Source organism: Sphingobium sp. SG1 (assembly GCF_057063145.1).
Window position 1 is genome coordinate 167,872 of the sequence record NZ_JBVVOJ010000004.1, and the last position, 19,476, is coordinate 187,347.

The 19,476-nt window shown below is 65.7% G+C and carries 16 protein-coding genes and 1 riboswitch; of the genes, 11 read left to right on the plus strand and 5 right to left on the minus strand.

Annotated elements, in window-relative coordinates:
* Positions 1-189: 189 nt before the first annotated feature.
* Positions 190-1,119: a LysR family transcriptional regulator gene (locus AC0KVN_RS11545; RefSeq protein ID WP_234831807.1), complete on the minus strand. Its 930-nt coding sequence runs from the start codon at positions 1,117-1,119 to the stop codon at positions 190-192.
* 323 nt (positions 1,120-1,442) lie between these two features.
* On the opposite strand from AC0KVN_RS11545, the gene AC0KVN_RS11550 reads away from it, so the two are divergent.
* Complete coding sequence (locus AC0KVN_RS11550) at positions 1,443-3,950, plus strand: TonB-dependent receptor (protein ID WP_435567012.1); 2,508 nt, start codon at positions 1,443-1,445, stop codon at positions 3,948-3,950.
* 92 nt (positions 3,951-4,042) lie between these two features.
* On the plus strand, positions 4,043-4,246 hold the full coding sequence (locus AC0KVN_RS11555) for a hypothetical protein (RefSeq protein WP_010339662.1): 204 nt from the start codon (positions 4,043-4,045) through the stop codon (positions 4,244-4,246).
* A 140-nt stretch (positions 4,247-4,386) separates the two neighbouring features.
* On the opposite strand, the gene AC0KVN_RS11560 is transcribed toward AC0KVN_RS11555, so the two are convergent.
* The 3 genes from AC0KVN_RS11560 to AC0KVN_RS11570 form a co-directional block, all read right to left on the minus strand.
* Positions 4,387-6,771 carry a glycoside hydrolase family 2 TIM barrel-domain containing protein gene (locus tag AC0KVN_RS11560; protein ID WP_483656115.1) on the minus strand — a complete coding sequence of 795 codons (2,385 nt, stop codon included), beginning with the start codon at positions 6,769-6,771 and terminating at the stop codon, positions 4,387-4,389.
* Between the two features lie 369 nt (positions 6,772-7,140).
* Entirely contained in the window at positions 7,141-7,818 is a 678-nt protein-coding gene (locus tag AC0KVN_RS11565) for a FadR/GntR family transcriptional regulator (RefSeq protein ID WP_004211036.1), read from the minus strand.
* A gap of 84 nt (positions 7,819-7,902) precedes the next feature.
* Positions 7,903-9,249 (minus strand): GntT/GntP/DsdX family permease, encoded by a 1,347-nt coding sequence (locus tag AC0KVN_RS11570; protein ID WP_435567014.1) that lies wholly within the window; start codon positions 9,247-9,249, stop codon positions 7,903-7,905.
* A 296-nt stretch (positions 9,250-9,545) separates the two neighbouring features.
* Here AC0KVN_RS11570 and AC0KVN_RS11575 point away from each other — a divergent pair, with 296 nt between their 5' ends.
* The 3 genes from AC0KVN_RS11575 to AC0KVN_RS11585 are packed head-to-tail and all read left to right on the plus strand — an operon-like array spanning position 9,546 to position 11,954.
* On the plus strand, positions 9,546-9,815 hold the full coding sequence (locus AC0KVN_RS11575; RefSeq protein ID WP_004211034.1) for a helix-turn-helix domain-containing protein: 270 nt from the start codon (positions 9,546-9,548) through the stop codon (positions 9,813-9,815).
* A 28-nt stretch (positions 9,816-9,843) separates the two neighbouring features.
* Entirely contained in the window at positions 9,844-10,947 is a 1,104-nt protein-coding gene (locus AC0KVN_RS11580; RefSeq protein ID WP_435567015.1) for a Gfo/Idh/MocA family protein, read from the plus strand.
* Positions 10,944-11,954, plus strand: coding sequence for an SMP-30/gluconolactonase/LRE family protein (locus AC0KVN_RS11585; RefSeq protein ID WP_435567016.1), 1,011 nt, complete (start codon positions 10,944-10,946; stop codon positions 11,952-11,954). The genes AC0KVN_RS11580 and AC0KVN_RS11585 overlap by 4 nt, the downstream gene beginning before the upstream one ends.
* 624 nt (positions 11,955-12,578) lie before the next feature.
* On the opposite strand, the gene AC0KVN_RS11590 is transcribed toward AC0KVN_RS11585, so the two are convergent.
* Positions 12,579-12,974: a copper resistance CopC family protein gene (locus tag AC0KVN_RS11590; RefSeq protein WP_435567017.1), complete on the minus strand. Its 396-nt coding sequence runs from the start codon at positions 12,972-12,974 to the stop codon at positions 12,579-12,581.
* A gap of 100 nt (positions 12,975-13,074) precedes the next feature.
* Between AC0KVN_RS11590 and AC0KVN_RS11595 the strand changes: the two genes are divergently transcribed.
* The 6 genes from AC0KVN_RS11595 (at position 13,075) to AC0KVN_RS11620 (ending at position 19,476) form a co-directional block, all read left to right on the plus strand.
* Positions 13,075-13,377, plus strand: coding sequence for a hypothetical protein (locus tag AC0KVN_RS11595; RefSeq protein WP_136188161.1), 303 nt, complete (start codon positions 13,075-13,077; stop codon positions 13,375-13,377).
* Between the two features lie 2 nt (positions 13,378-13,379).
* Positions 13,380-13,814: a periplasmic heavy metal sensor gene (locus AC0KVN_RS11600; RefSeq protein ID WP_125997373.1), complete on the plus strand. Its 435-nt coding sequence runs from the start codon at positions 13,380-13,382 to the stop codon at positions 13,812-13,814.
* The gene (locus AC0KVN_RS11605; protein ID WP_435567018.1) at positions 13,811-14,386 is read left to right on the plus strand and encodes an RNA polymerase sigma factor; all 576 of its coding nucleotides are present in this window, start codon (positions 13,811-13,813) and stop codon (positions 14,384-14,386) included. The genes AC0KVN_RS11600 and AC0KVN_RS11605 overlap by 4 nt, the downstream gene beginning before the upstream one ends.
* A 6-nt stretch (positions 14,387-14,392) precedes the next feature.
* The gene (locus tag AC0KVN_RS11610) at positions 14,393-16,132 is read left to right on the plus strand and encodes a copper resistance system multicopper oxidase (protein ID WP_483656116.1); all 1,740 of its coding nucleotides are present in this window, start codon (positions 14,393-14,395) and stop codon (positions 16,130-16,132) included.
* The gene (locus AC0KVN_RS11615) at positions 16,129-16,989 is read left to right on the plus strand and encodes a copper resistance protein B (RefSeq protein ID WP_435567020.1); all 861 of its coding nucleotides are present in this window, start codon (positions 16,129-16,131) and stop codon (positions 16,987-16,989) included. Before AC0KVN_RS11610 ends, AC0KVN_RS11615 begins: the two co-directional genes overlap by 4 nt.
* A 62-nt stretch (positions 16,990-17,051) precedes the next feature.
* Positions 17,052-17,296, plus strand: a riboswitch (cobalamin riboswitch).
* A 191-nt stretch (positions 17,297-17,487) separates the two neighbouring features.
* Entirely contained in the window at positions 17,488-19,476 is a 1,989-nt protein-coding gene (locus tag AC0KVN_RS11620; protein ID WP_435567021.1) for a TonB-dependent receptor plug domain-containing protein, read from the plus strand.

The window sequence follows — 19,476 nt, forward strand, 5'->3', positions numbered from 1 at the left end:
AATCCCCTGTTCTGGATAGACGGGCACCCGCCAGCCACCCGGCCGGACGGGTGCCGGAAATCAGTGGTGCGGGCCGGGCCCGATCGGTGGAACGAATATCATGGCGGGTTCATTTGCGATCGATTGTCAATTGCAAGTGGCCGTTGCCAGAAGCGCGGGGCGGCGCCAAATATCGATATCGGATAAGGCTTATGCGGCCTTGCTATGGGGCAGGGCTGCGTCGCTGCCGCAATGGTCGGCGAACATGTCGCACAGCCAGGCGATGGCCGGGTCGCGATGCGACCGTTCGTTCCACAGCAGCCGATAGCCGAAGGTGCCGACGAGGTCCGGCGCGGGCAGGCAGGCCAGGTCATGGGTCCGGGCGATTGCCTCGGCCGCGCGGGTCGGCAGCGTCATCAGCGCGTCCGACCCCCGGATCATGTGCGGTGCCGCCTGGAAATAGGGCAGGCGGGCGATCACCCGCCGGCGCGACGCCAGATCGCCCAGGCGCAGTTCGATCCGGTCGAAGCCGCTGTCGCTGACGACGAAGCTGATATGCGGGCAGGACAGGAAATCCTCGACCGACAGGGACCGGTCGGTCGGATGCGCCGCCAGCTTGTGATGGCGATCGACGACGCAGCTGAACGTTTCGGTGAACAGGAAGCGCTCATAGGTCTGGGCCGGATCGGGATCGAGTCCGCTGATGATGAGGTCGATCTCGCCCGCGGTCAGCCGCGCCACCATGTCGCCGGTCAAAGGCACGATGTCGATCGCCGCCAGCGGCGCCGCGCGCCCGATATGCGGCAGGGTCGGCGCGACCACGGCGGCGACGCCGAAATCGGTCGATGCGACGCGGAATCGGCGATCGAGCGTCGCTGGATCGAAACGGGGCGGTTCCAGCAGGCCGGCGGTCGTCGCCAGCCAGTCCTGCAAGGACGGCGCCAGTTCCTCCGCCCGCCGGGTCAGTTCCATGCCACCGGCGGTCCGCACCAGCAGCGGGTCGCCAAGCAGGCTGCGCAACTGCGCCAGCGACCGGCTGACCGACGGCTGGCTGACGCCCAGTTGCTGCGCCGTGCGGGTGACGCTTTTCGTGCGCAGCAACAGGCCCAGTATCACCAGGCTGTTGAGATCGAAATGCACGCCGCCAAGCAAGAGAGACCGGTCCGTTCCTTAAGGATAATGCGGACCATTCTTAACTTCAGGGGTGGTCAGGGTCCAGTCCCGTTGCATTTCCGGACTGTTGCGCGGCGCGATCGGCGCCGATTGACAGGCCCCTTCCTCCGGATTTATGAAATAACATGTATCACATCTTCGTCGATCAAGAGGCTGTGCGCCTGCAATCATTGTGTCCGGGGCAACAGGTGCGACGATGATGAAAGGGATGGGCGCCGTCTGTGCGGCGCTCGACGCCGTGACGGTCGATCCAGCATATAAGGGCCGCGCGGTCTGGATGGGAGGATGCCATGACACGCCGTTTCCGGACGTTGCTTCTCTGCGCCTGCGCGACTCTGCCCACCCTGCCGATCGAGGCCCAGGCGCAGGATAAGGCGCAGGACAGGGCCAGCGTGACCCAGGACATCATCGTCACCGCCCGCCGGACCGAGGAACGGCTACAGGACGTGCCGATCTCGATCACCGTGTTCAATCAGGAAGAACTGGCCAACCGCAATGTCGTCAATGCGCAGGATCTGGCCGCCTATACCCCCTCATTGTCCGCCAACGGCAATTTCGGCAGCGAAAATAGCAGTTTCGCCATCCGCGGCTTTGCCCAGGACATCGGCACCGCGCCCTCGGTCGGGGTCTATTTCGCCGATGTGGTCGCGCCGCGCGGCGCCTCCAACGGCCTGCCCTCGGGCGATGGCGCTGGGCCGGGTGCCTTTTTCGACCTGCAGAATGTCCAGATATTGAAGGGGCCACAGGGCACCCTGTTCGGCCGCAACACCACCGGCGGCGCGATCCTGCTGGTGCCGCAGAAGCCGACCGACGAATTTTCCGGCTATGTCGAAGGATCGGTCGGCAATTATGACATGTGGCGCGGCCAGGCGGTGGTCAACGCGCCGCTCGGCGACCGGGCGCGGATGCGCATCGGCGTCGATCGGCAGAAGCGCGACGGCTATATGCGCAACGGCAGCGGCATAGGCCCCGATCGGTTCGGCGATGTCGACTATATCGCGCTGCGCGCCAGCCTGGTCGTCGATCTGACCCCCGATCTCGAAAATTACACCATCCTCTCCTACAGCGATTCCAGCAACAATGGCCCGATCCAGAAGCTGGTCGCGGCCGCGCCGGAGGGGCTGGGCCAGCTCGCTTATGGCCAGTTGCTGCGGCAGGGCAGCGGTTTCTATGACGTCATGCAGTCACTGGAAGACCCCTATTCCAGGACCGAGCAGTGGCAGCTGATCAACACCACCAGCTGGCAGGCGAGCGACACGCTGACGGTCAAGAATATCGTCAGTTACGCCCAGTTGAAGCAGCGCATGAACGCACCGCTGTTCGGCACCGATTTCATCGTCGATTTCGCCGCGATCAATCCCTTCCTCGCCGCGCTGGGCAGCTATCATCTGCCCTTCACCACGGTGACGTCGATTCCGGGCGGCTATACCGCCAACCAGTCGACCTTTACCGAGGAACTGCAATTGCAGGGGCGCTCGGGCGATGGCCGGCTCAACTGGCAGGTGGGCGGCTATCTGGAGGTCAGCGAACCGCTGGGCATGAGCGGCAGTCAGTCGCCCTTCCTGGCGTCCTGCACCGATTCCGCCACGCTGCAATGCACCGATCCGATGGGCTTCCTGTCCAATCTCGATCCGACCATCCCGGCGCTCGCCAAGCCGATCCATGCCGGCACCGTCAATTACACGGCGGGGCGCACCAATTTCCACAATGTCGGCCTCTATGCGCAGGCGACCTATGCGCTGACCGATCAGCTGAAACTGACCGGTGGTTTCCGCTACACCTGGGATCATTCGCGCAATGTCAGCGACCAGCGCACCTATATCGTCGCTTACCCGCCGCAATATGGCGCCTTCAATCCGGCCGCGCCCTATCGCTGCACCAATCCCCAGGCGGCGGCGACCAATTGCGTGTCGCATTATTATCAGTCGTCGGAGAAGCCGACCTGGCTGATCGACCTCGATTATAACCCGACCCAGGACATATTGCTCTACGCCAAATATGCGCGCGGCTACCGCGCCGGCACGATCGTGCCCAATATCACTGCGCCGCTCAACATCGTCGAGCCCGAGAAGGTGGACAGCTATGAGCTGGGGCTCAAGACCAGCTTTGGCGGCGCGCTGCGCGGCACCTTCAACCTGGCCGGTTTCTATAATGATTTTTCCAACCAGCAATTGCAGGTCGGCTTCAATGCGCGGCCGCTGTCGGGGCAGGCGTCGACCGCCGCGCCGGTCAATGCCGGCAAGTCGGAGATATGGGGGCTGGAGGCCGATGCCTCGCTCACCCCGTTCCAGGGACTGGTGCTGACCGGCGGCTACAGCTATCTGCGCACCAAGATCAAATCGGTGCCCGATTTCTCCAGCTTCAACGACCCCAATTATATCCTGGCCGCGCCGTTCCAGCCGGGCGATCCCGAAGTGCTGTCGCCGCGCCACAAATTCACGGTCAGCGGCACCTACACCCTGCCGCTGGACGAGGAGAAGATCGGCCGTATCTCCTTCGGCGCGACCTTCACCCATCGGTCCTCGATGCTGGTCAACTATACCGACCGCACCAATCCCGATCCGTCGATCGCCGCGCTCAGCACACTGGCCCCGCTCGATCTGCTCAACCTCAACGCCAGCTGGAACAATATCGCCGGCGCGCCCATCGACCTCAGCCTGTTCATGACCAATGTGACCAGGGAAAAATATTACAGCTTCATCGCCGGGCTGGGTTCGCCCAGCGTGAATTTCGAGACGGCGACGCTGGGCGAGCCGCAAATGTACGGCGCGCGCCTGCGCTTCCGCTTCGGCGGATGAACGGGCACCGCCGACCGCGAAAATTGATCCATGTCTAGGACGGCGCTTCCGGCGGCTGATAGGTTGCATGGCAATCAAGCGGAGTCGGTTCGATGGACGTGATCACGGATGCTGCCTATCTGTTTCGCCGGTCGCGCGACGAGACGCGCAAAGCCGACGAAGCCCGTGCGCGCGGCGATGCGGTGTGCGTGATTGCTGCGCACAATGAACTGGCGCTGCGCTACAAGGTTCGTGCCCTGTCGCTGTCCAGCGGCGCGGTCCCCTGCATCGACGCGACCGGGCGACGATCGGCCTAGGGGCGATCGACATTCAGATGATGACGTGACGAAAATGGTGGTTTTCCGTGACCCGGAGCGCAGCGTACTTAAAGTACGTGAGCACCGGAAGCGCGGAGAACCGCCATTTGCAGGCCGTCAGGGCTGAATGTCGATTGACCCTAATCCTTCTCGCCCTGCAGGCTGATACGGCCGGTTTTCAGCCCCGGCGCGCTGACCTGTAGCGTGATTGCGCCCGGCTTGCCGGTGCCGCGCAGGAAGGCGACCGCCTTGCCGCCCACCGCCGCGCGCTGTGGCGAGGAAAAGGCGGTATGGTCGGTGACGCTGCCATTGTCGAAGGCGACGACGCGGCCCGGCCCCGATACCGTCGCGCTGAGCAGCGGCGTGGCGCCGGGCACCAGCACGCCCTTGGCATCCACCACTTCGGCCCGCACCGCGACGACATCGTCGAAGCCGCCGCCGACTGCCTTGGCCTCCGGCACCAGCCGAATTGCAGCGGGCGCGCCGGCGCTGCGCAGAATATCTTCCGCCACCTTTGCGCCGCCGCGATAGCCGACCGCGCGCAGTTCGCCCGGCGCATAGTCGACGTCCCATGTGATCGCGCTGTCGTCCGCGTTGCGCGGCTTGCGGCCCAGCGACTTGCCGTTGAGGAACAGCTCGACCTCGTCGCTGTTGCTGTAGACCTCGACCTTTTCCTTGTGCGCGGCGCGATTGTCGGGCGACCAGTCGGTCAGCGCGCCCGGCCCCTTGGGCTGGGGCAGGGCGATGCCGACCATGGTCGGCATCTCGCTGATGTCGATCACCTCGGTCACGCGCCGGGCCAGCTTCACGACCGGTTTTTCCGACCACCAACTCGTCCGTTCCCAGCCGATCGGCTTCACCCCGTCGACCCGGTCGACCAGCCCCGACGGGTTGCTGATCGCCGGCCAGCCGGCCCGGTCCGCCTCGCCCAGATAATCGACGCCGGTCCACAGGAACATGCCGGCATAGGCCGGGTCGTCCCGCACCACGAGCCAGCTTGACCGGTTCTTGCTGTTTTCCGTGCCGATGATCTTGCGGCTGGGCTTGTCGGCATGTGCCTTGGCCAGTTCGGTCTCGCGATAATTCTGGCCCACCACGTCCAGCAGGTCGGCGGTGCCATTGTCATAATCATGGGTGGTGTTGGGGCGGAACAGTGCCATCGTCACCGGCCGGGTCGGATCCTCGGCATGGAAGATGTCCTGCAGGCGGGTGATGATCGACTGCGCCACCAGCGGATAGGGCGTGTCGTGAATCTCGTTGCCGATCGACCAGATGACGATGCTGGGATGATTGCGATCGCGCCGCACGAAATCGCGTGCGTCGATCGACGACCAGTCGGTGAAATAGAGATGATAATCCTGCGGATTCTTCGCCACCGTCCACATGTCGAAGCCCTCGTTCATGACGATCAGGCCAAGCCGGTCGCACAGGTCGAGAAATTCGGGCGAGAAGGGATGATGGGCGGTGCGCACCGCATTGACGCCCAGCGCCATCAGTCCCTTGAGCCGCCGTTCATAGACGGCCAGCGGCACCGCCATGCCGAACGGACCGCCATCGGCATGGATCGCCACGCCCTTCAGCTTGATGTTGCGGCCATTCAGCCAGAATCCGCTCGCCGCCTCGAACCGGGCATCGCGAATGCCGAAGGGGACACGCTCCTCATAGAGCAGGCGTCCGTCGGTCGCGCGGACGCGCAGCACCGCCTGGTGCATCGCCGGATCGCCAATGTCCCAGCGGCGTGGATCGGCGATCGTGCCGCTGACATCCATCTGGGTCGCGCGGCCGGCGGGCAGGTTGATGCTCTGGCCGGTAAAGGTCGCGATGCTGCGGCCGTCCGGCCCCTCGATCACCGCCTCCAGCCGCGCCTCGACCGGGGCACTGCCCTGGTTCATCATGCTGCTGCCGATGGAAAGGTCCGCGCTCTTCGCGTCCAGCTTTGCGACCCGCACCGTGCTGCCCCAGGTTTCGGCATGGACATCGCCCATCGTGATGATGCGGACATGGCGATAGATGCCGCCGCCCGCATACCAGCGCGAGGCCGGCTGGGCGGAGGTGTCGGCCCGCACCGCCAGCACATTTTCCTGCCCGGCGGGTTTCAGATGCTGGGTGATCTCGTAATGGAAGCTGGCATAGCCGCTTGGCCGATGGCCGACATGCTGGCCGTTGATCCACACGCCCGACCGCTCCATCACGCCGTCGAACTCGACGAAGACGCGCTGGCCGGCGCTGGCGGGCGGCAGGGTGAAATGCTTGCGATACCAGGCGACGCCGGTGGGCAGGAATCCGCCCGATCCGGTCGCGGGCGCATGTTCGTCGAACGGCCCGGCGATCGCCCAGTCATGCGGCAGGTCGACCGGCTGCCAGTCTGCATCGGCAAAGCCGGGCTGTTCCGCGGTCGCGACATCGCCCTGATGGAAGCGCCAGCCGGCATCGAAATTCTCCGCGCCGGTCGGCTGGGCAAAGGTGGGGGCGGGCAGGACGATCAATAGCGCCAGCGCCATGCCGGCGGCACTCCGCCCGATCATCCTGCGCATCCGTGCGGTCCGTCCCGTCGCCATATCGGCCCCCTCTCCAGAATATGTCCACTATGTGGCGCTATGGCGCCCTATGTGGGTATATGGCTACAGGAGTGGCGGGCCGATGCCAAGCGGCTTTGCTGGCCCTGCGGGGGCGGGCGGCGACGCGAAGTGCTGGAGGGGTACGCCCTATCGAGGGTGAACCACCCTTCCGTCTGGCCTTGAGCCATCCACCTCCCCTTGCTGGCGAGGATGGTCTGGAAACGACCAGAAGCTGACGTTCCTAGTTCCTCCCCAAGCTTGTCTTGGGGAGGTGGCAGGCGCGTAGCGCCTGACGGAGGGGCAAGTGCCTATTAGTGCTGCGCTATCCGCCCACCCTCACGGCATCAGCCGTCGCCGCCCTTCCCACAGATGCCAGCGCATCGCGAGGGCCGCGCCTTCGGCGTCCTGGGCGCGGATGGCGGCGACGATCTGTTCATGTTCGCGCAGCATGGTCGCGATCACCTCGGGCGGGCGCGATCGGCTGATGTCGACGCCGGCGCGCATCACCTTGTCGACATCGGCATGGAGCGCGTCGAAGGCGATCAGGAAGGCCGGGTTGCCGGTCGCCTCGGCAATGCGGCGGTGCAGTTCCATATCCTCGGCATGGGCGGGTTCGCTCGACAGCAGGGCGGTGCGCAGCATCTCCATCCCTTCCTCGACATGGGCCATTTCGAGCGGGCTGCGGCGGGTGGCGGCGAGGCGCGCGGCCTCCGCCTCCAGCACGAAGCGGACCTCATAGCTGCCGAGCGTCGCGGGCAGTTCGGTCGCCGGCATGAAGGCGGCGAGACGCTGCGACGGGCGGCTCTTCACGAAGGAGCCGGCACCCCGGCGCGCCTCGGTGATGCCGTCCGAGGCGAGGCGTACCAGCGCCTCGCGCACGATCGCGCGGGAGACGCCGAACCGCTCCGCCAGTGCAGCCTCCGACGGCAGGCGGTCCCCGACCGCCAGATCCTGGTCGTTGATGATCTCGACGATGCCGGCATAGGCATGGTCGGACAATCGGGCCTGGTTCATCGGCGCACCTGTCGATCGCTGGGCAACATCCTGTGCCTCCTAGTCATGAGAGGCTGCTGACGACAAGCGTCAGCAGCGCCCTGGTCAGAAGATGCTGCTGGCGACGAGCACCAGGAGCAGGCCGACCACCGCGACCACGGTTTCCATGATCGACCAGGTCTTGAACGTGCCCGGCATGTCGGTGCCGAGATAGGATTTGACCAGCCAGAAGCCGGGATCATTGACGTGGGAGAAGAAGAGCGAGCCCGCGCCGATCGCCAGCACCATCCATTCGGGCTCCACGCCCGATGCCGCGACCAGCCCCTGCATCACGCCGGCGGTGGTAATGGTGGCTACGGTGGCCGAACCGGTGGCCAGGCGGATGCAGACCGATACACCCCAGGCGAGCAGGATCGGCGAGATCGCGCCGCCGGCGGCAAAGCGGACCAGCAGGTCGGAAAGCCCCGCCGTGACCAGCACCTGCTTGAGCGCCCCGCCCGCGCCGATCGCCAGAATGATGCCGCCGGCCGGGATCATCGCCTCGGTCCAGATCGCGTTCTGGATCTTCGCGTCGGTGATGCGGCGGCCGAACAGCAAAGGCAGCGCCACCAGCACCGCGATCAGCAGCGCGACGACCGGATCGCTGACCCAGCCGAGCCAGTGGAAATGCGGCGCGACCGACGCCGGCAGCAGTGCCACCGCCTGTCCCGCGGCGATCAGCACCACCGGCAGCAGCACGGCGGCAAGCGCGCGACCGACCGAGGGGGTAGCGACATCGGCCTTGACCGGATCAAGCAGCGGCGGGTTCAGTTTCACACCGGGGGCTGTGAAGCGGGCCAGCACGGGGCCGGCGATGATCGCGGTCGGGATGCCGACGATCAGGCCGTAGAGAAGCGTGAGGCCGAGATTGGCGCCGAGCGCATTGACCGCGAGCAGCGGGCCGGGATGCGGCGGCACCAGCGCATGGACGACCGACAGGCCCGACAGCGCGGGCAGCATCAGCTTGAGCTTGGCGGTATCGCCATTCTGCCCGGCGGGCAGCGCGGCGGCGGCCGACGCGACGATCGGCAGCAGCAGGACGAGGCCTGTCTCGAAGAAGAGCGGCAGGCCGATGACGATGGCGGTGAACAGGCTGGCCCAGGGCGCGCCCTTCACGCCGGAGATGCGCAACGCCGAGCGGGCAAGGCCGCCGGCGCCGTCCGACAATTGCAGCATCGCGCCGAGGCCCAGGCCCAGCGCCACGACCAGGCCGGTGCCGCCCAATATGGTGCCCGCGCCCTTTTCGACCGCCTTGGCGGTTTCCTCCATCGGCAGGCCGGCGATCAGGCCGACGGTGAAGGCGCCGCACAGCAGGCCGACAAAAGGATGGAGCCGGCCCCGGATGATGAGGGCGATGGAAAGGGCGATGCCGATGACGGCGGCGATCAGCAGGCGATAGTCGGCGGGGGTCATCGGATCATGCCTCCCTGTAGTCCGCCCTGGCTGAACGCCCGGCCACATGGCACCGATCGACGATATGGTAACGCCATCCCCACCCTCTCTTTCCTATGCGTAGCCGGTCATCCGCAGGGCGAATCCCGAAAATCTGTTAGACAGGTTATAGCCGCATTTCGGCCATGCGCTAGGTTATTTCCCGAATATTGCAAATTTTCGCTTGAACCTGTCTGACTGATTCCAGTATCGTTAGCGCTAACGAATCCTTGGGCCGGTCCAGGCCCCAACGCGGATCAATCAGAGGGAGAGGCAGGATGCAGGATCTGCATATTCTCGATCGCCAGGACCAGATGGTCCCCGAAGCTCCACATCTCACGCCGACCCAGATGAAGGTGATGCGCTGCGTCCATTCGGGCCTGCTCAACAAGCAGATCGCCTATGAGCTGGGCATGGCCGAGGCGACGGTGAAGGTCCATATGACCGCGCTGATGCGCAAGCTCAACGTCCGCAACCGCACCCAGGTCGCCATCGCCGCCAGCCATTTCGGCTGGATGCGCCCGGCGCTGAGCCGCGCCGCGGACTGAAAATTGCCCTCTTGGCGGGAGACGCCGCATGGATCGATCGCGACGGGAGTTGATGGGGGGCATCGGCGCCGGGCTGGTGCTGGCCGGCATGGGCAGCACGGCCGCCTGCGCCGCGCCACAGCGCAAGCTGGGCTATGCCATTGTGGGCCTGGGCTATTATGCGACGCAGCAGATCATGCCCAATTTCGCCGGCTGCGACCATGCCAAGCTGGTCGCGCTGGTCAGCGGCACGCCGGCCAAGCTGGCGCAATATGGCGACCAATATGGCATCCCGAAAACGCATCGCTACAGCTATGCCGAGTTCGACCGCATCCGCGACAATCCCGATATCGACATCGTCTATATCGTCCTGCCCAACAGCCTGCATGCCGAGTACAGCATCCGCGCCGCGCAGGCGGGCAAGCATGTGATGTGCGAGAAGCCGATGGCGGTGTCGGTGGCCGAATGCCAGGCGATGATCGCTGCCTGCGCCAAGGCCGGGCGCAAGCTGATGATCGGCTATCGCTCGCGCTTCGAGCCTTATAACAGACTGGCGATCGAACTGGCGCGGGGCGGCCATGTCGGGCCGACGCGGATCATCACCGCCGAACATGGCTTCCCGATCAAGGCCGGGCAATGGCGGCTCGACAGGCCCCTGTCGGGCGGCGGATCGATGATGGACATCGGCATCTACAGCCTCAACGCCGTGCGCTACCTGACCGGCGAGGAGCCGGTGGAGGTGAGCGCGATCGAAAGCACCGACCGCAGCGATCCGCGCTTTGCCACCGTCGAGGACCGGATAAACTTCATGCTGCGCTTTCCGTCGGGCATCATCGCCAATTGCGTGTCGAGCTACAGCTCGGCCCATAATGGCTATCGGGTGATCGGCACCCAGGGCTGGATCGATATGGAGCCCGCGACCCAATATAGCGGCCAGACGATGATGATCCGCAAGGATGGCGTGACCGCGCCGCGCAGCCTGCCGGCGCCGGCGAAGAGCCAGTTTGCCGCCCAGCTCGACCATCTGCCCGAATGCATCATCAATGGCACCACCCCGATCGTCGCGGGCGAGGAGGGGCTGGCCGACCTGCGCGTGATCGAGGCGATCTATCGCTCGGCGGCGGAGCATCGTTCGGTTAGCCTGTCTGCATGATCGATCGTCGCACCCTGCTGGCCGGGATGGCCGCCCTGCCGCTGACCCACGCCTTCGCACATGCTGCCGACCTGCCGGCCGCGCGGATCGACCGGATCGACCCGGCGCTGGACCGCATCATCGCGCCCGGCGCGCAGGTGGCAATATTGGCGCAGGGCTATCGCTGGGCCGAGGGGCCGACCTGGGCCGCGCCGATCGACGCGCTGCTGTTCGGCGATCCGCCCTCCAACATCGTCTATCGCTGGACCCGCAAGGATGGCGTGTCGCCCTTCCTCTCGCCCTCGGGCCTGCAGACCGCGATCCCCAAGGAGATACGCGAAGCCGGCCTCAACGGCATCGCGATCGACAGGGACGGTCATCTGGTCGGCGCCGACAGCGGCACGCGCGCGATCGTGCGGGTGGACCTCAAGACCAGGGCGCGGACCATCCTGGCCGACCGTTATCAGGGCAAGCGCTTCAACAGCCCCAACGACCTGACCATCGCGGGCGATGGCAGCATCTATTTCAGCGACCCGCCCTATGGTCTGACCGATGGCGACACGTCCTCGCTGCGCGAGATCGGTTTCAACGGCCTCTATCGGCTGACGCCCGATGGCATGGTGACGCTGATCGACGGCAGCCATCGTCGGCCCAATGGCGTCACCCTCTCGCCCGGTGGCCGCACGCTGTATCTGGCCCTGTCGGACGAGAAGCGGCCGCAGGTTCTGGCCTACAGCCTGGGCGCGGACGGCCTGCCCACGGGGCAGCGCCTGTTCCGCGACATGGGCAAGGAACTGGCGGCGGGCGAGCCGGGCCTGCCCGACGGGATCAAGACCGCGCCCGACGGCACCGTCTTTGCCACCGGCCCCGGCGGCGTCCATGTTTGCGCGCCGGACGGCAGGCTGCTCGGCAAGATCCGCACCGGCAAGGCGATCGCCAATTGCTGCATCGGCGAGGGCGGCAAGACATTGTTCCTGACATCGGCCGACCGGCTGGCGGCGGTGCCGTTGATAGCCCGCAGTGGCTAGCGAGCAGAAGCGGACATTCCTCCCCGGAACGGGGAGGTGGCAGCGCGAAGCGCTGACGGAGGGGCAAGTGCCTATTAACGCCGTACTATCGGGCCTGTGCCCCTCCACCACTCGCTACGCGAGCGGTCCCCTTTGGCAGAGTTACGTGCCTCTGCCGAACCGTGCCGGAAAGGAATGTCTTGTTCCCACCCCATTCCGCCACCCCAGCGAAGACTGGGATCGCACTTCTTGTGATCTCTGCGAACGGCAGGGGATGTCATTGAGGGGCGCATGACATTCAATGAGTTTAGCCGGCATGGCGCGATAGGGCGGTGCCCTACTCAACACCCTCTGTCCTACAGCAGCTTGCCGATATAAACTTCCGGTCGGTTCCTTGATATCGTCAACCCATTCTGTTTCCGCCGGTTTTTCCGGCCCGGCGCAAATTCCATATCGCGCACATGCGCAAACTTCCGAATGTTTCGCAGCCAAGGCTTTGAAAAGTCTGGCGGTGATCCGATCGAATCATCGCCAAAGGGCGCCAATTTTCATCCCTCTGGTCAAGTTTGCGTACAAGCAGGCGGCGCTTTTAGGGCCTCGACGTCGGGACCGAGGCCCCCAGCGAGGCCCGGCACGGCGCTGTCTTCAGCGCACCTTGAAACTATATGTGCCGCTGACCGGCTGATGATCATTGCCCATCACCGTCCATTGAAGATCATAGCTGCCGGTCGGCAGGGCGCGGGGCAGGGTGATGACCAGGCCCTTGCCATCGGCGGCCGCCGCGGTGGTGAAGCCCTTGATCGGCATCGGCGGATGATCGGCCATGCCCGGCATGCCGGTCATGGTGAGCGTGATGCTGCTATGATCGGCCTGCAGCGCCTCGGAAAAGCCCAGGGTCAGCCGGGTCGGCTTGGCAACGCTGGCATTGGCGGCGGGACTGGCCGCAACGAGCTGCGGCCTGGCGAAGGCGGCGCCGGGCAGGACGGTGAGGGCAAAGGCTGCGGCGATCAGGGATTTTTTGAACAGGGGCGGGCGAGGCATGGATGTCTCCGGAAAAATGCGCGTCTTGCAGGGGAATACGCATTGTCCTGTCGCATCCCTCACGCGCCGCGCTATTTTGTTCGAGGGATGGGCCGGCCGGATGCGTATCGTCAGGCAGGACATGAAGGACGGGACGATGGACGATCTGGATGACATGCTGGCCGGGCTGCGCGATGCGCCGGCGACGGCGCGCTTCGACGGGCTGGAGGCGGCGGTGATGCAGGGGCTGGATCGCCGCCGCGAACGCAGCGTCGCGCGGCGCAGCCTGATGCTGGCCGGCGTGATGGCGATCGGCATCGGCTGGATCGGCAGCGCCGTGCCCGCGCAGCCGGCGCAGGCCGCGCCCGGCCCGCTGCTGATCGGCATGTCCGACTATGCGCCCTCCCGCCTGCTGGAGCGATAAGGATGGGCAAACGCTATTGGCTGGTGGCGCTGGTCGCCTTTGCCGCGGCGCTGGCCGCCGTGCTGGTCGCGCGTATCTGGCTGGCGCCCGCGCCGCCGGTGGAGAATGAGGTCCATGCCCTGCTCCATGATCGGCTGACCCTGGACGCCGGCCAGAAGCAGCGCATCGCCGATCTGGAAGCCGCCTTCGCGCAGCGCAAGGCGGCGCTCGACGCGGAAATGCGCGCCGACAATCAGCGGCTGGCTGCGGCGATCGCCGCCGAACATGGCTATGGCCCGCGCGTCGCCCAGGCGGTCGACCGGTCGCACCAGGCAATGGGCGAATTGCAGAAGGAAACATTGAAGCACATCTTCGCGATGCGCGGCGTGCTGCGGCCCGATCAGGCCGCGCTGTTCGACGCGGCCGTCGTCAAGGCGCTGACCCAGCCCGTCGGGTGATAGCCGACGATCCCGATGATGCCACGCTGGCGGCGCAGGCCCTGGCCGGGCGGCAGGCGGCCTATGGCGCGCTGATGCGGCGGCACCGCGACGCCGTCTATCGGCTGGCCCGCGGCCATGTCGGCGATGCGGACGCGGCAATGGACATCGTGCAGGAAAGCTTCGTCGCCGCCTTTGCCGCGCTCGCCCGCTATGATGGACGCCGGCCCTTTCGCGGCTGGATCGCGCGGATAACGATCAACAAATGCCATGACTGGGCGCGCCGCCGTGCCGTCCGTCGCTTCTTCAGCTTCGCCCGGCCGATCGAGGATGCCGCCCATGTCGCGGACGCCGCGCCCGATCCCGAACAGGCGGCCCAGTCCCGCGCCGGCGTCGCCCGGATCGAGGCGGCGGTGGCGGCGCTGCCGGTGGCGCTGCGCGAGGTGGTTTTGCTGCGCGGGATCGAGGGCATGAGCCAGGCCGAGGTCGCGCAGATATTGGGCGTGACCGAAAAGGCGGTGGAAACCCGCCTTTACCGCGCCCGCAGGCAATTGCAGGAGATGTTGAGGGAAAGCGACGCGAACCGCGTATAGAGCAGCATGACCGACCTGCCTTCCCTTCCTCTCGACCGCCGCAGCTTGATCCGGGGTGGCGCCGCGCTTGCACTGGCGCAGGCCTTGCCCGGCTGGGCCGCCACCGGCACACATGGCGCGGCGCAGGGCGCGCTGTCGGGCGAGACGATCGCGCTCAGCATCGGCGACGGGCATTTTGCGACCGGCGGCCGATCGGCCCATGCGATCAGCGTCAATGGCGGCACGCCCGCGCCACTCATCCGCCTGCGCGAGGGGCAGGATATCAACATCGCCGTCACCAACCGGTTGAAGGAGGATAGCTCGATCCACTGGCACGGGCTGATCCTGCCCTTCCAGATGGATGGCGTGCCGGGCATCAGCTTCCCCGGTATCGCGCCCGGCGAGACCTTCACCTATCGCTTCCCGGTGCGGCAGGCGGGCACCTACTGGTATCACAGCCATTCGGGCATGCAGGAGGCGATGGGCCTCTATGGGCCGATCATCATCGATCCCGCCGGCGCCGATCCGGTGGCCTATGACCGGGAGCATGTGATCCTGCTCGCCGACTGGAGCCCGGTTCATCCGCACAGGCTGCTGCAAAGGCTCAAGCAGATGGGCGGCTATTACAACATGCAGCGCCAGACGCTGGCCGGGTTGCTGGCGGGGAAGGACCAGGCCCTCAAGGACCGCATCGACTGGGGCGCGATGCGCATGGACCCGACCGATATTTCCGACGTCACCGGCGCGACCTACAGCTATCTGGTGAACGGCATGGGCACGGCCGAGAACTGGACCGGCCTGTTCGCGCCGGGCGAGCGGGTGCGGCTGCGCATCATCAACGCGTCGGCGATGACCAATTTCAATATCCGCCTGCCCGGCCTGCCGATGACCGTGATCCAATGCGACGGGCAGGATGTGCAGCCGGTCGAGACCGACGAGTTCCAGATCGGCATTGCCGAAACCTATGACGTGATCGTCCAGCCCGGCGAGGCGAAACCCTATGCGCTGATTGCCGAGGCGATCAACCGGTCGGGCCTGGTTCGCGCCACCTTGGCGCCGCAGGCCGGCATGGTCGCGCCCGTGCCGGCCCGGCGCGCCCGGCCGCTGCTGGGCATGAAGGACATGGGCATGGACATGGGCGGCATGGATATGGGCCAGGACGGGGTGATCGACCTCAGCCAGCCGGCCAATGATGCCATGAGCGGGCATAGCATGAAGATGCGCGACAAGTCGGTCGCGCCGGGCGTGAAAATGGGGCCGGGCGTCGCCACCCTGTCGCCGATGCCGGCCGATCGCACCGCCGACCGGCCGACGGGGCTGGAGGATGTCGACCATCGGGTGCTGACCTATGCCGATCTGCGGTCGCTGACACCGAACACGGACCTGCGCACGCCGACCCGGTCGCTCGACATCCACCTGACCGCGAACATGGAACGCTATATGTGGTCGTTCGATGGGGTGAAGCTGTCGGAAGGGGCCGAGCCGATCGCCTTCCGTCATATGGAACGGGTGCGCGTGACCCTGATCAACGACACGATGATGCCGCATCCCATCCATCTGCACGGCCATTTCTTTGAACTGGTGACCGGCGAGGCGGCGCATAATCCGCGCAAGCATACGGTGAATGTGCTGCCCGGCGGCAAGGTCAGCTTCGACCTCACCGCCGATGCGCTGGGCGACTGGGCGTTCCACTGCCATATGCTGATGCACATGCATGCCGGGATGATGCGGGTCGTGACGGTCCGCCATGGGGAGGATGCAGCATGAAGCTGATCGCGCTCCTGCTGCTCGCCGCCGCTGCGCCGGTGCAGGCCCAGACCATGGACCATAGCCAGATGGACCATGGCGCGATGGGCCACAGTATGCCCATCACCGATGCTGCGATCCCACAAGGCACGGCCCCGCCGGTGCCGACCGATCATGCCGCCGACGCGCTCTATGACCCCACCGCCATGGCCCGCGCCCGCGCGGCAATGATCGCGGAAGGGGGCGGCATGACCTATTCGCAATGGATGCTCGATCGGCTGGAATATCGCGCCGGCAAGGGCGCGGATGGCTATGCCTGGGAGGGCGAAGGCTGGATCGGCGGCGACATCAACCGCTTCGCGGTCAAGAGCGAGGGCGAGGGAGCGTTCGGCGGATCGCTCGAACGGGCCGAGGTGCAGGCGCTCTACAGCCGGGCGATCGACCCCTGGTTCAACCTGCAGGCGGGTGTGCGGCAGGATTTCGGCGAAGGGCCGGACCGCAGCTATGCGGTGATCGGCATCGACGGCCTGGCGCCTTACTGGTTCGAGGTCGGGGCCGAAGCCTTTCTGTCGACCAGGGGCGACGCCCATCTGCGGCTGGAGGCGAGCTACGACCAGCGCATCACCCAGCGGCTGATCCTGCAGCCCGCTGCCGAGTTCAATCTGGCGGCGCAGGATGTGCCCGAACTGGGGATCGGCGCCGGCCCGTCCGATATCGAGCTTGGGCTGCGGCTGCGCTACGAGATTGCCCGCGAATTCGCGCCCTATGTCGGCATCAATTGGGAGCGCAAGCTGGGCGATACGGCCGATTATGCCCGTGCCGCCGGCGATAGGTTGTCGGCCACCAGCCTGGTGATCGGCCTGCGCGCCTGGTTCTGAGAGGCGCTTGCAGCCCGCCTGATATTCGATTATCGATCCCGCCGATCCTGCGCCGCACGGCATGGGATCATGATCGCGCCGGTGTCCCGAAAGGGGCTTAATAGGGAATGCGGTGCGGACGGGTGACTGTCCAAATCCGCAGCTGTCCCTGCAACTGTAAGCGGTGAGCGCGATGTACATGTGCGGACGGCAGAATGACCGATCCGCCAGCCACTGGGCCGGACGCTAAATCCTGCGAGGCCTGGGAAGGCCGTGCATCAAGCGATGACCCGTGAGCCAGGAGACCTGCCGGCGTCTGGTCGCTCTTGCCTTGGTCCAGGGGATGGCCGCGGCACGGTAACTTCCGTCTGAGCGACGAACGAGCGGCTGGGGCCGCTGCGACAAACGCGCGTCGGTTGCCCTTGGGCGCCCGGCCGGCGCGTGTGTCGGACGTTCGCGTGCGTGCCGCTCGTGAAGGTTGCCCCCGCCCGTCGAACGCGGCGCCGGATGGGGGAATAAATGAAGTCCAATATCGTTTCACGGGCCGCTCTGGCCCTTTCGCTTGCCTTTGCCTCGCCGGCTCTGGCCGATGAGGCGGAGGGCGACAGCATCGTCGTCACCGGCACCAGCCTGGAAGAGACGCTGCCGCAGCAACTGTCGCGCTATGGCCATGCCATCGAGGTCGTCACCGATACGCAGATCCGCGATGCCGCCGCGATCGACACCGCCCGCGCGCTCGAAGCGGTGCCGGGCCTGTTCATCCGGTCGCAGTCCGGGCCGTTCAGCTATGTCGACATCGCGCTGCAGGGTTCGCGCACCAAGGATGTGCTGTGGACGATGGACGGCATTCGCCTCAACAACCGCCTTTATGGCGGCACCTCGCCCAACGACACCATGGCCGCCAGCATGATCGAGCGGATCGAGGTGCTGAAAGGCGGCGAAAGCCTGTTCTACGGCACCCAGGCGGCGGCCGGCGTCATCAATGTCGTCACCCGCGATTTCAGCGACGATCTGGGCGGCCAGGTCAATGCCAGCCTCGACAGCTTCGCCGGCACCAGCCTGGACGGCTATCTGCGCGGCGCGATCGGCCAGCATCGCTTCGTCGTCTGGGCCAATCGCAGCCAGTCGGACGGCTATCGTCCCTATGACGTGATGCAGCCCAGCGCCACCGATCGCGCGCGCGGCTATGATCTCTGGTCGGCGGGCATCAAATATCAATATGATATCGCGCCGGACCTGCGCCTCAACGCGCTCTACCAGCATACCAAGGCTGATCTCGACAATATCAGCGCGACGCGGACCAGGCAGAGCCGCAACGACCGGAACGAGGAAGTGGCCAGCCTGCGCCTCGACTATACCGGCGAGGATGGCGTGCAATTCTTCCTCAAGGGCTATTTCCACGACTGGAAGACCGCCTATGTCCAGATCCGCAATCCCATTCCGGCGGGGCCGCCACAGGTCATCTACCCGGCCGGCACTTTCTGGGGCTATCAGGATTATGGCGGCAGCGCGGTGGTGCAGCTCAACATGCTGCGCGGCATCGACACGCTGATCGGCTATGATTTCCAGAGCTTCAACGGCCGCGACGACGTCCTGCTGATCGCGCCGACCGATGAACAGGTCCATGCCGGCATCTTCCAGCTGCGCACCAATGACGAATTGTCGAGCAAGGCGCGGATCGCCGCGGGTCTGCGCTACAATAAGGCGAAGGGATCGGAAAAGACGATCTGGAACGTGTCGGGCCGTTATGATGTCAGCGACGCGCTGTTCGTGGAGGCCAATGGCGGCACCTCCTTCGTGCTGCCCGACGCCTCGCAGCTTTATGGCAATGATCCCTGTTGCGAAGTCGGCAACCCGAATTTGAAGCCCGAGGAGAGCCTGAACCTCAACGCCGCGCTGGGCGGCGCGCTGGCCGGCGGAGCGATCCGCTGGAAAGCGACCTGGTTCAACCGGCGCATCACCGACCTGATCGACACGACCTATGATGATCCGGCCTTTCCGGAAGGCACCTATATCAACGTTCGCGACAAGGTGCGGGCCAGGGGTGCCGAGCTGGAGCTGAACGCCGACCTGACCGGCGGCTGGGGCCTGTCGGCCAGCTACACCTATTCGCGCGTCCGAAATCAGGGCAGTTCGGTGCAGCGCGATCGCAATCCGGAACAATATGGCCGCGCCGCGATCGTCTATGCGCCGGAAACGGGCCGCTTCGGCGCCAATCTGTCGGCCAATTGGGTGGGCGATGTCTGGTCGACCGCATCGGGTTTTGGCCGGATGAACTATGGCAATTATGCCGTGGTCGATGCGGGCGCGCATCTGTGGCTGGATCAGGCGCGGCGCAACCGGTTCGGCATCAATGTCGAGAATCTGTTCGACCGTGATTACGCCTCCACTGGCTATCGCTCGGCGGTCAGCGATGCGGGGGTATTGGACGGCAGCAACAGCCGCTTCCTCTACTTCTACCGGGGCGTGCCGCGCACGCTGCGGGTCAGCTATGGCCTGAGCTTCTGA

What these genes read in the sequence shown, in the direction of transcription:
- AC0KVN_RS11550 (WP_435567012.1), top strand. Translation starts at nt 1,443, where the DNA reads ATGACACGCCGTTTCCGGACGTTGCTTCTCTGCGCCTGCGCGACTCTG.
- AC0KVN_RS11555 (WP_010339662.1), top strand. Translation starts at nt 4,043, where the DNA reads ATGGACGTGATCACGGATGCTGCCTATCTGTTTCGCCGGTCGCGCGAC.
- AC0KVN_RS11560 (WP_483656115.1), bottom strand. Translation starts at nt 6,771, where the DNA reads ATGATCGGGCGGAGTGCCGCCGGCATGGCGCTGGCGCTATTGATCGTC.
- AC0KVN_RS11565 (WP_004211036.1), bottom strand. Translation starts at nt 7,818, where the DNA reads ATGAACCAGGCCCGATTGTCCGACCATGCCTATGCCGGCATCGTCGAG.
- AC0KVN_RS11570 (WP_435567014.1), bottom strand. Translation starts at nt 9,249, where the DNA reads ATGACCCCCGCCGACTATCGCCTGCTGATCGCCGCCGTCATCGGCATC.
- AC0KVN_RS11575 (WP_004211034.1), top strand. Translation starts at nt 9,546, where the DNA reads ATGCAGGATCTGCATATTCTCGATCGCCAGGACCAGATGGTCCCCGAA.
- AC0KVN_RS11580 (WP_435567015.1), top strand. Translation starts at nt 9,844, where the DNA reads ATGGATCGATCGCGACGGGAGTTGATGGGGGGCATCGGCGCCGGGCTG.
- AC0KVN_RS11585 (WP_435567016.1), top strand. Translation starts at nt 10,944, where the DNA reads ATGATCGATCGTCGCACCCTGCTGGCCGGGATGGCCGCCCTGCCGCTG.
- AC0KVN_RS11590 (WP_435567017.1), bottom strand. Translation starts at nt 12,974, where the DNA reads ATGCCTCGCCCGCCCCTGTTCAAAAAATCCCTGATCGCCGCAGCCTTT.
- AC0KVN_RS11595 (WP_136188161.1), top strand. Translation starts at nt 13,075, where the DNA reads ATGCGTATCGTCAGGCAGGACATGAAGGACGGGACGATGGACGATCTG.
- AC0KVN_RS11600 (WP_125997373.1), top strand. Translation starts at nt 13,380, where the DNA reads ATGGGCAAACGCTATTGGCTGGTGGCGCTGGTCGCCTTTGCCGCGGCG.
- AC0KVN_RS11610 (WP_483656116.1), top strand. Translation starts at nt 14,393, where the DNA reads ATGACCGACCTGCCTTCCCTTCCTCTCGACCGCCGCAGCTTGATCCGG.
- AC0KVN_RS11615 (WP_435567020.1), top strand. Translation starts at nt 16,129, where the DNA reads ATGAAGCTGATCGCGCTCCTGCTGCTCGCCGCCGCTGCGCCGGTGCAG.
- AC0KVN_RS11620 (WP_435567021.1), top strand. Translation starts at nt 17,488, where the DNA reads ATGAAGTCCAATATCGTTTCACGGGCCGCTCTGGCCCTTTCGCTTGCC.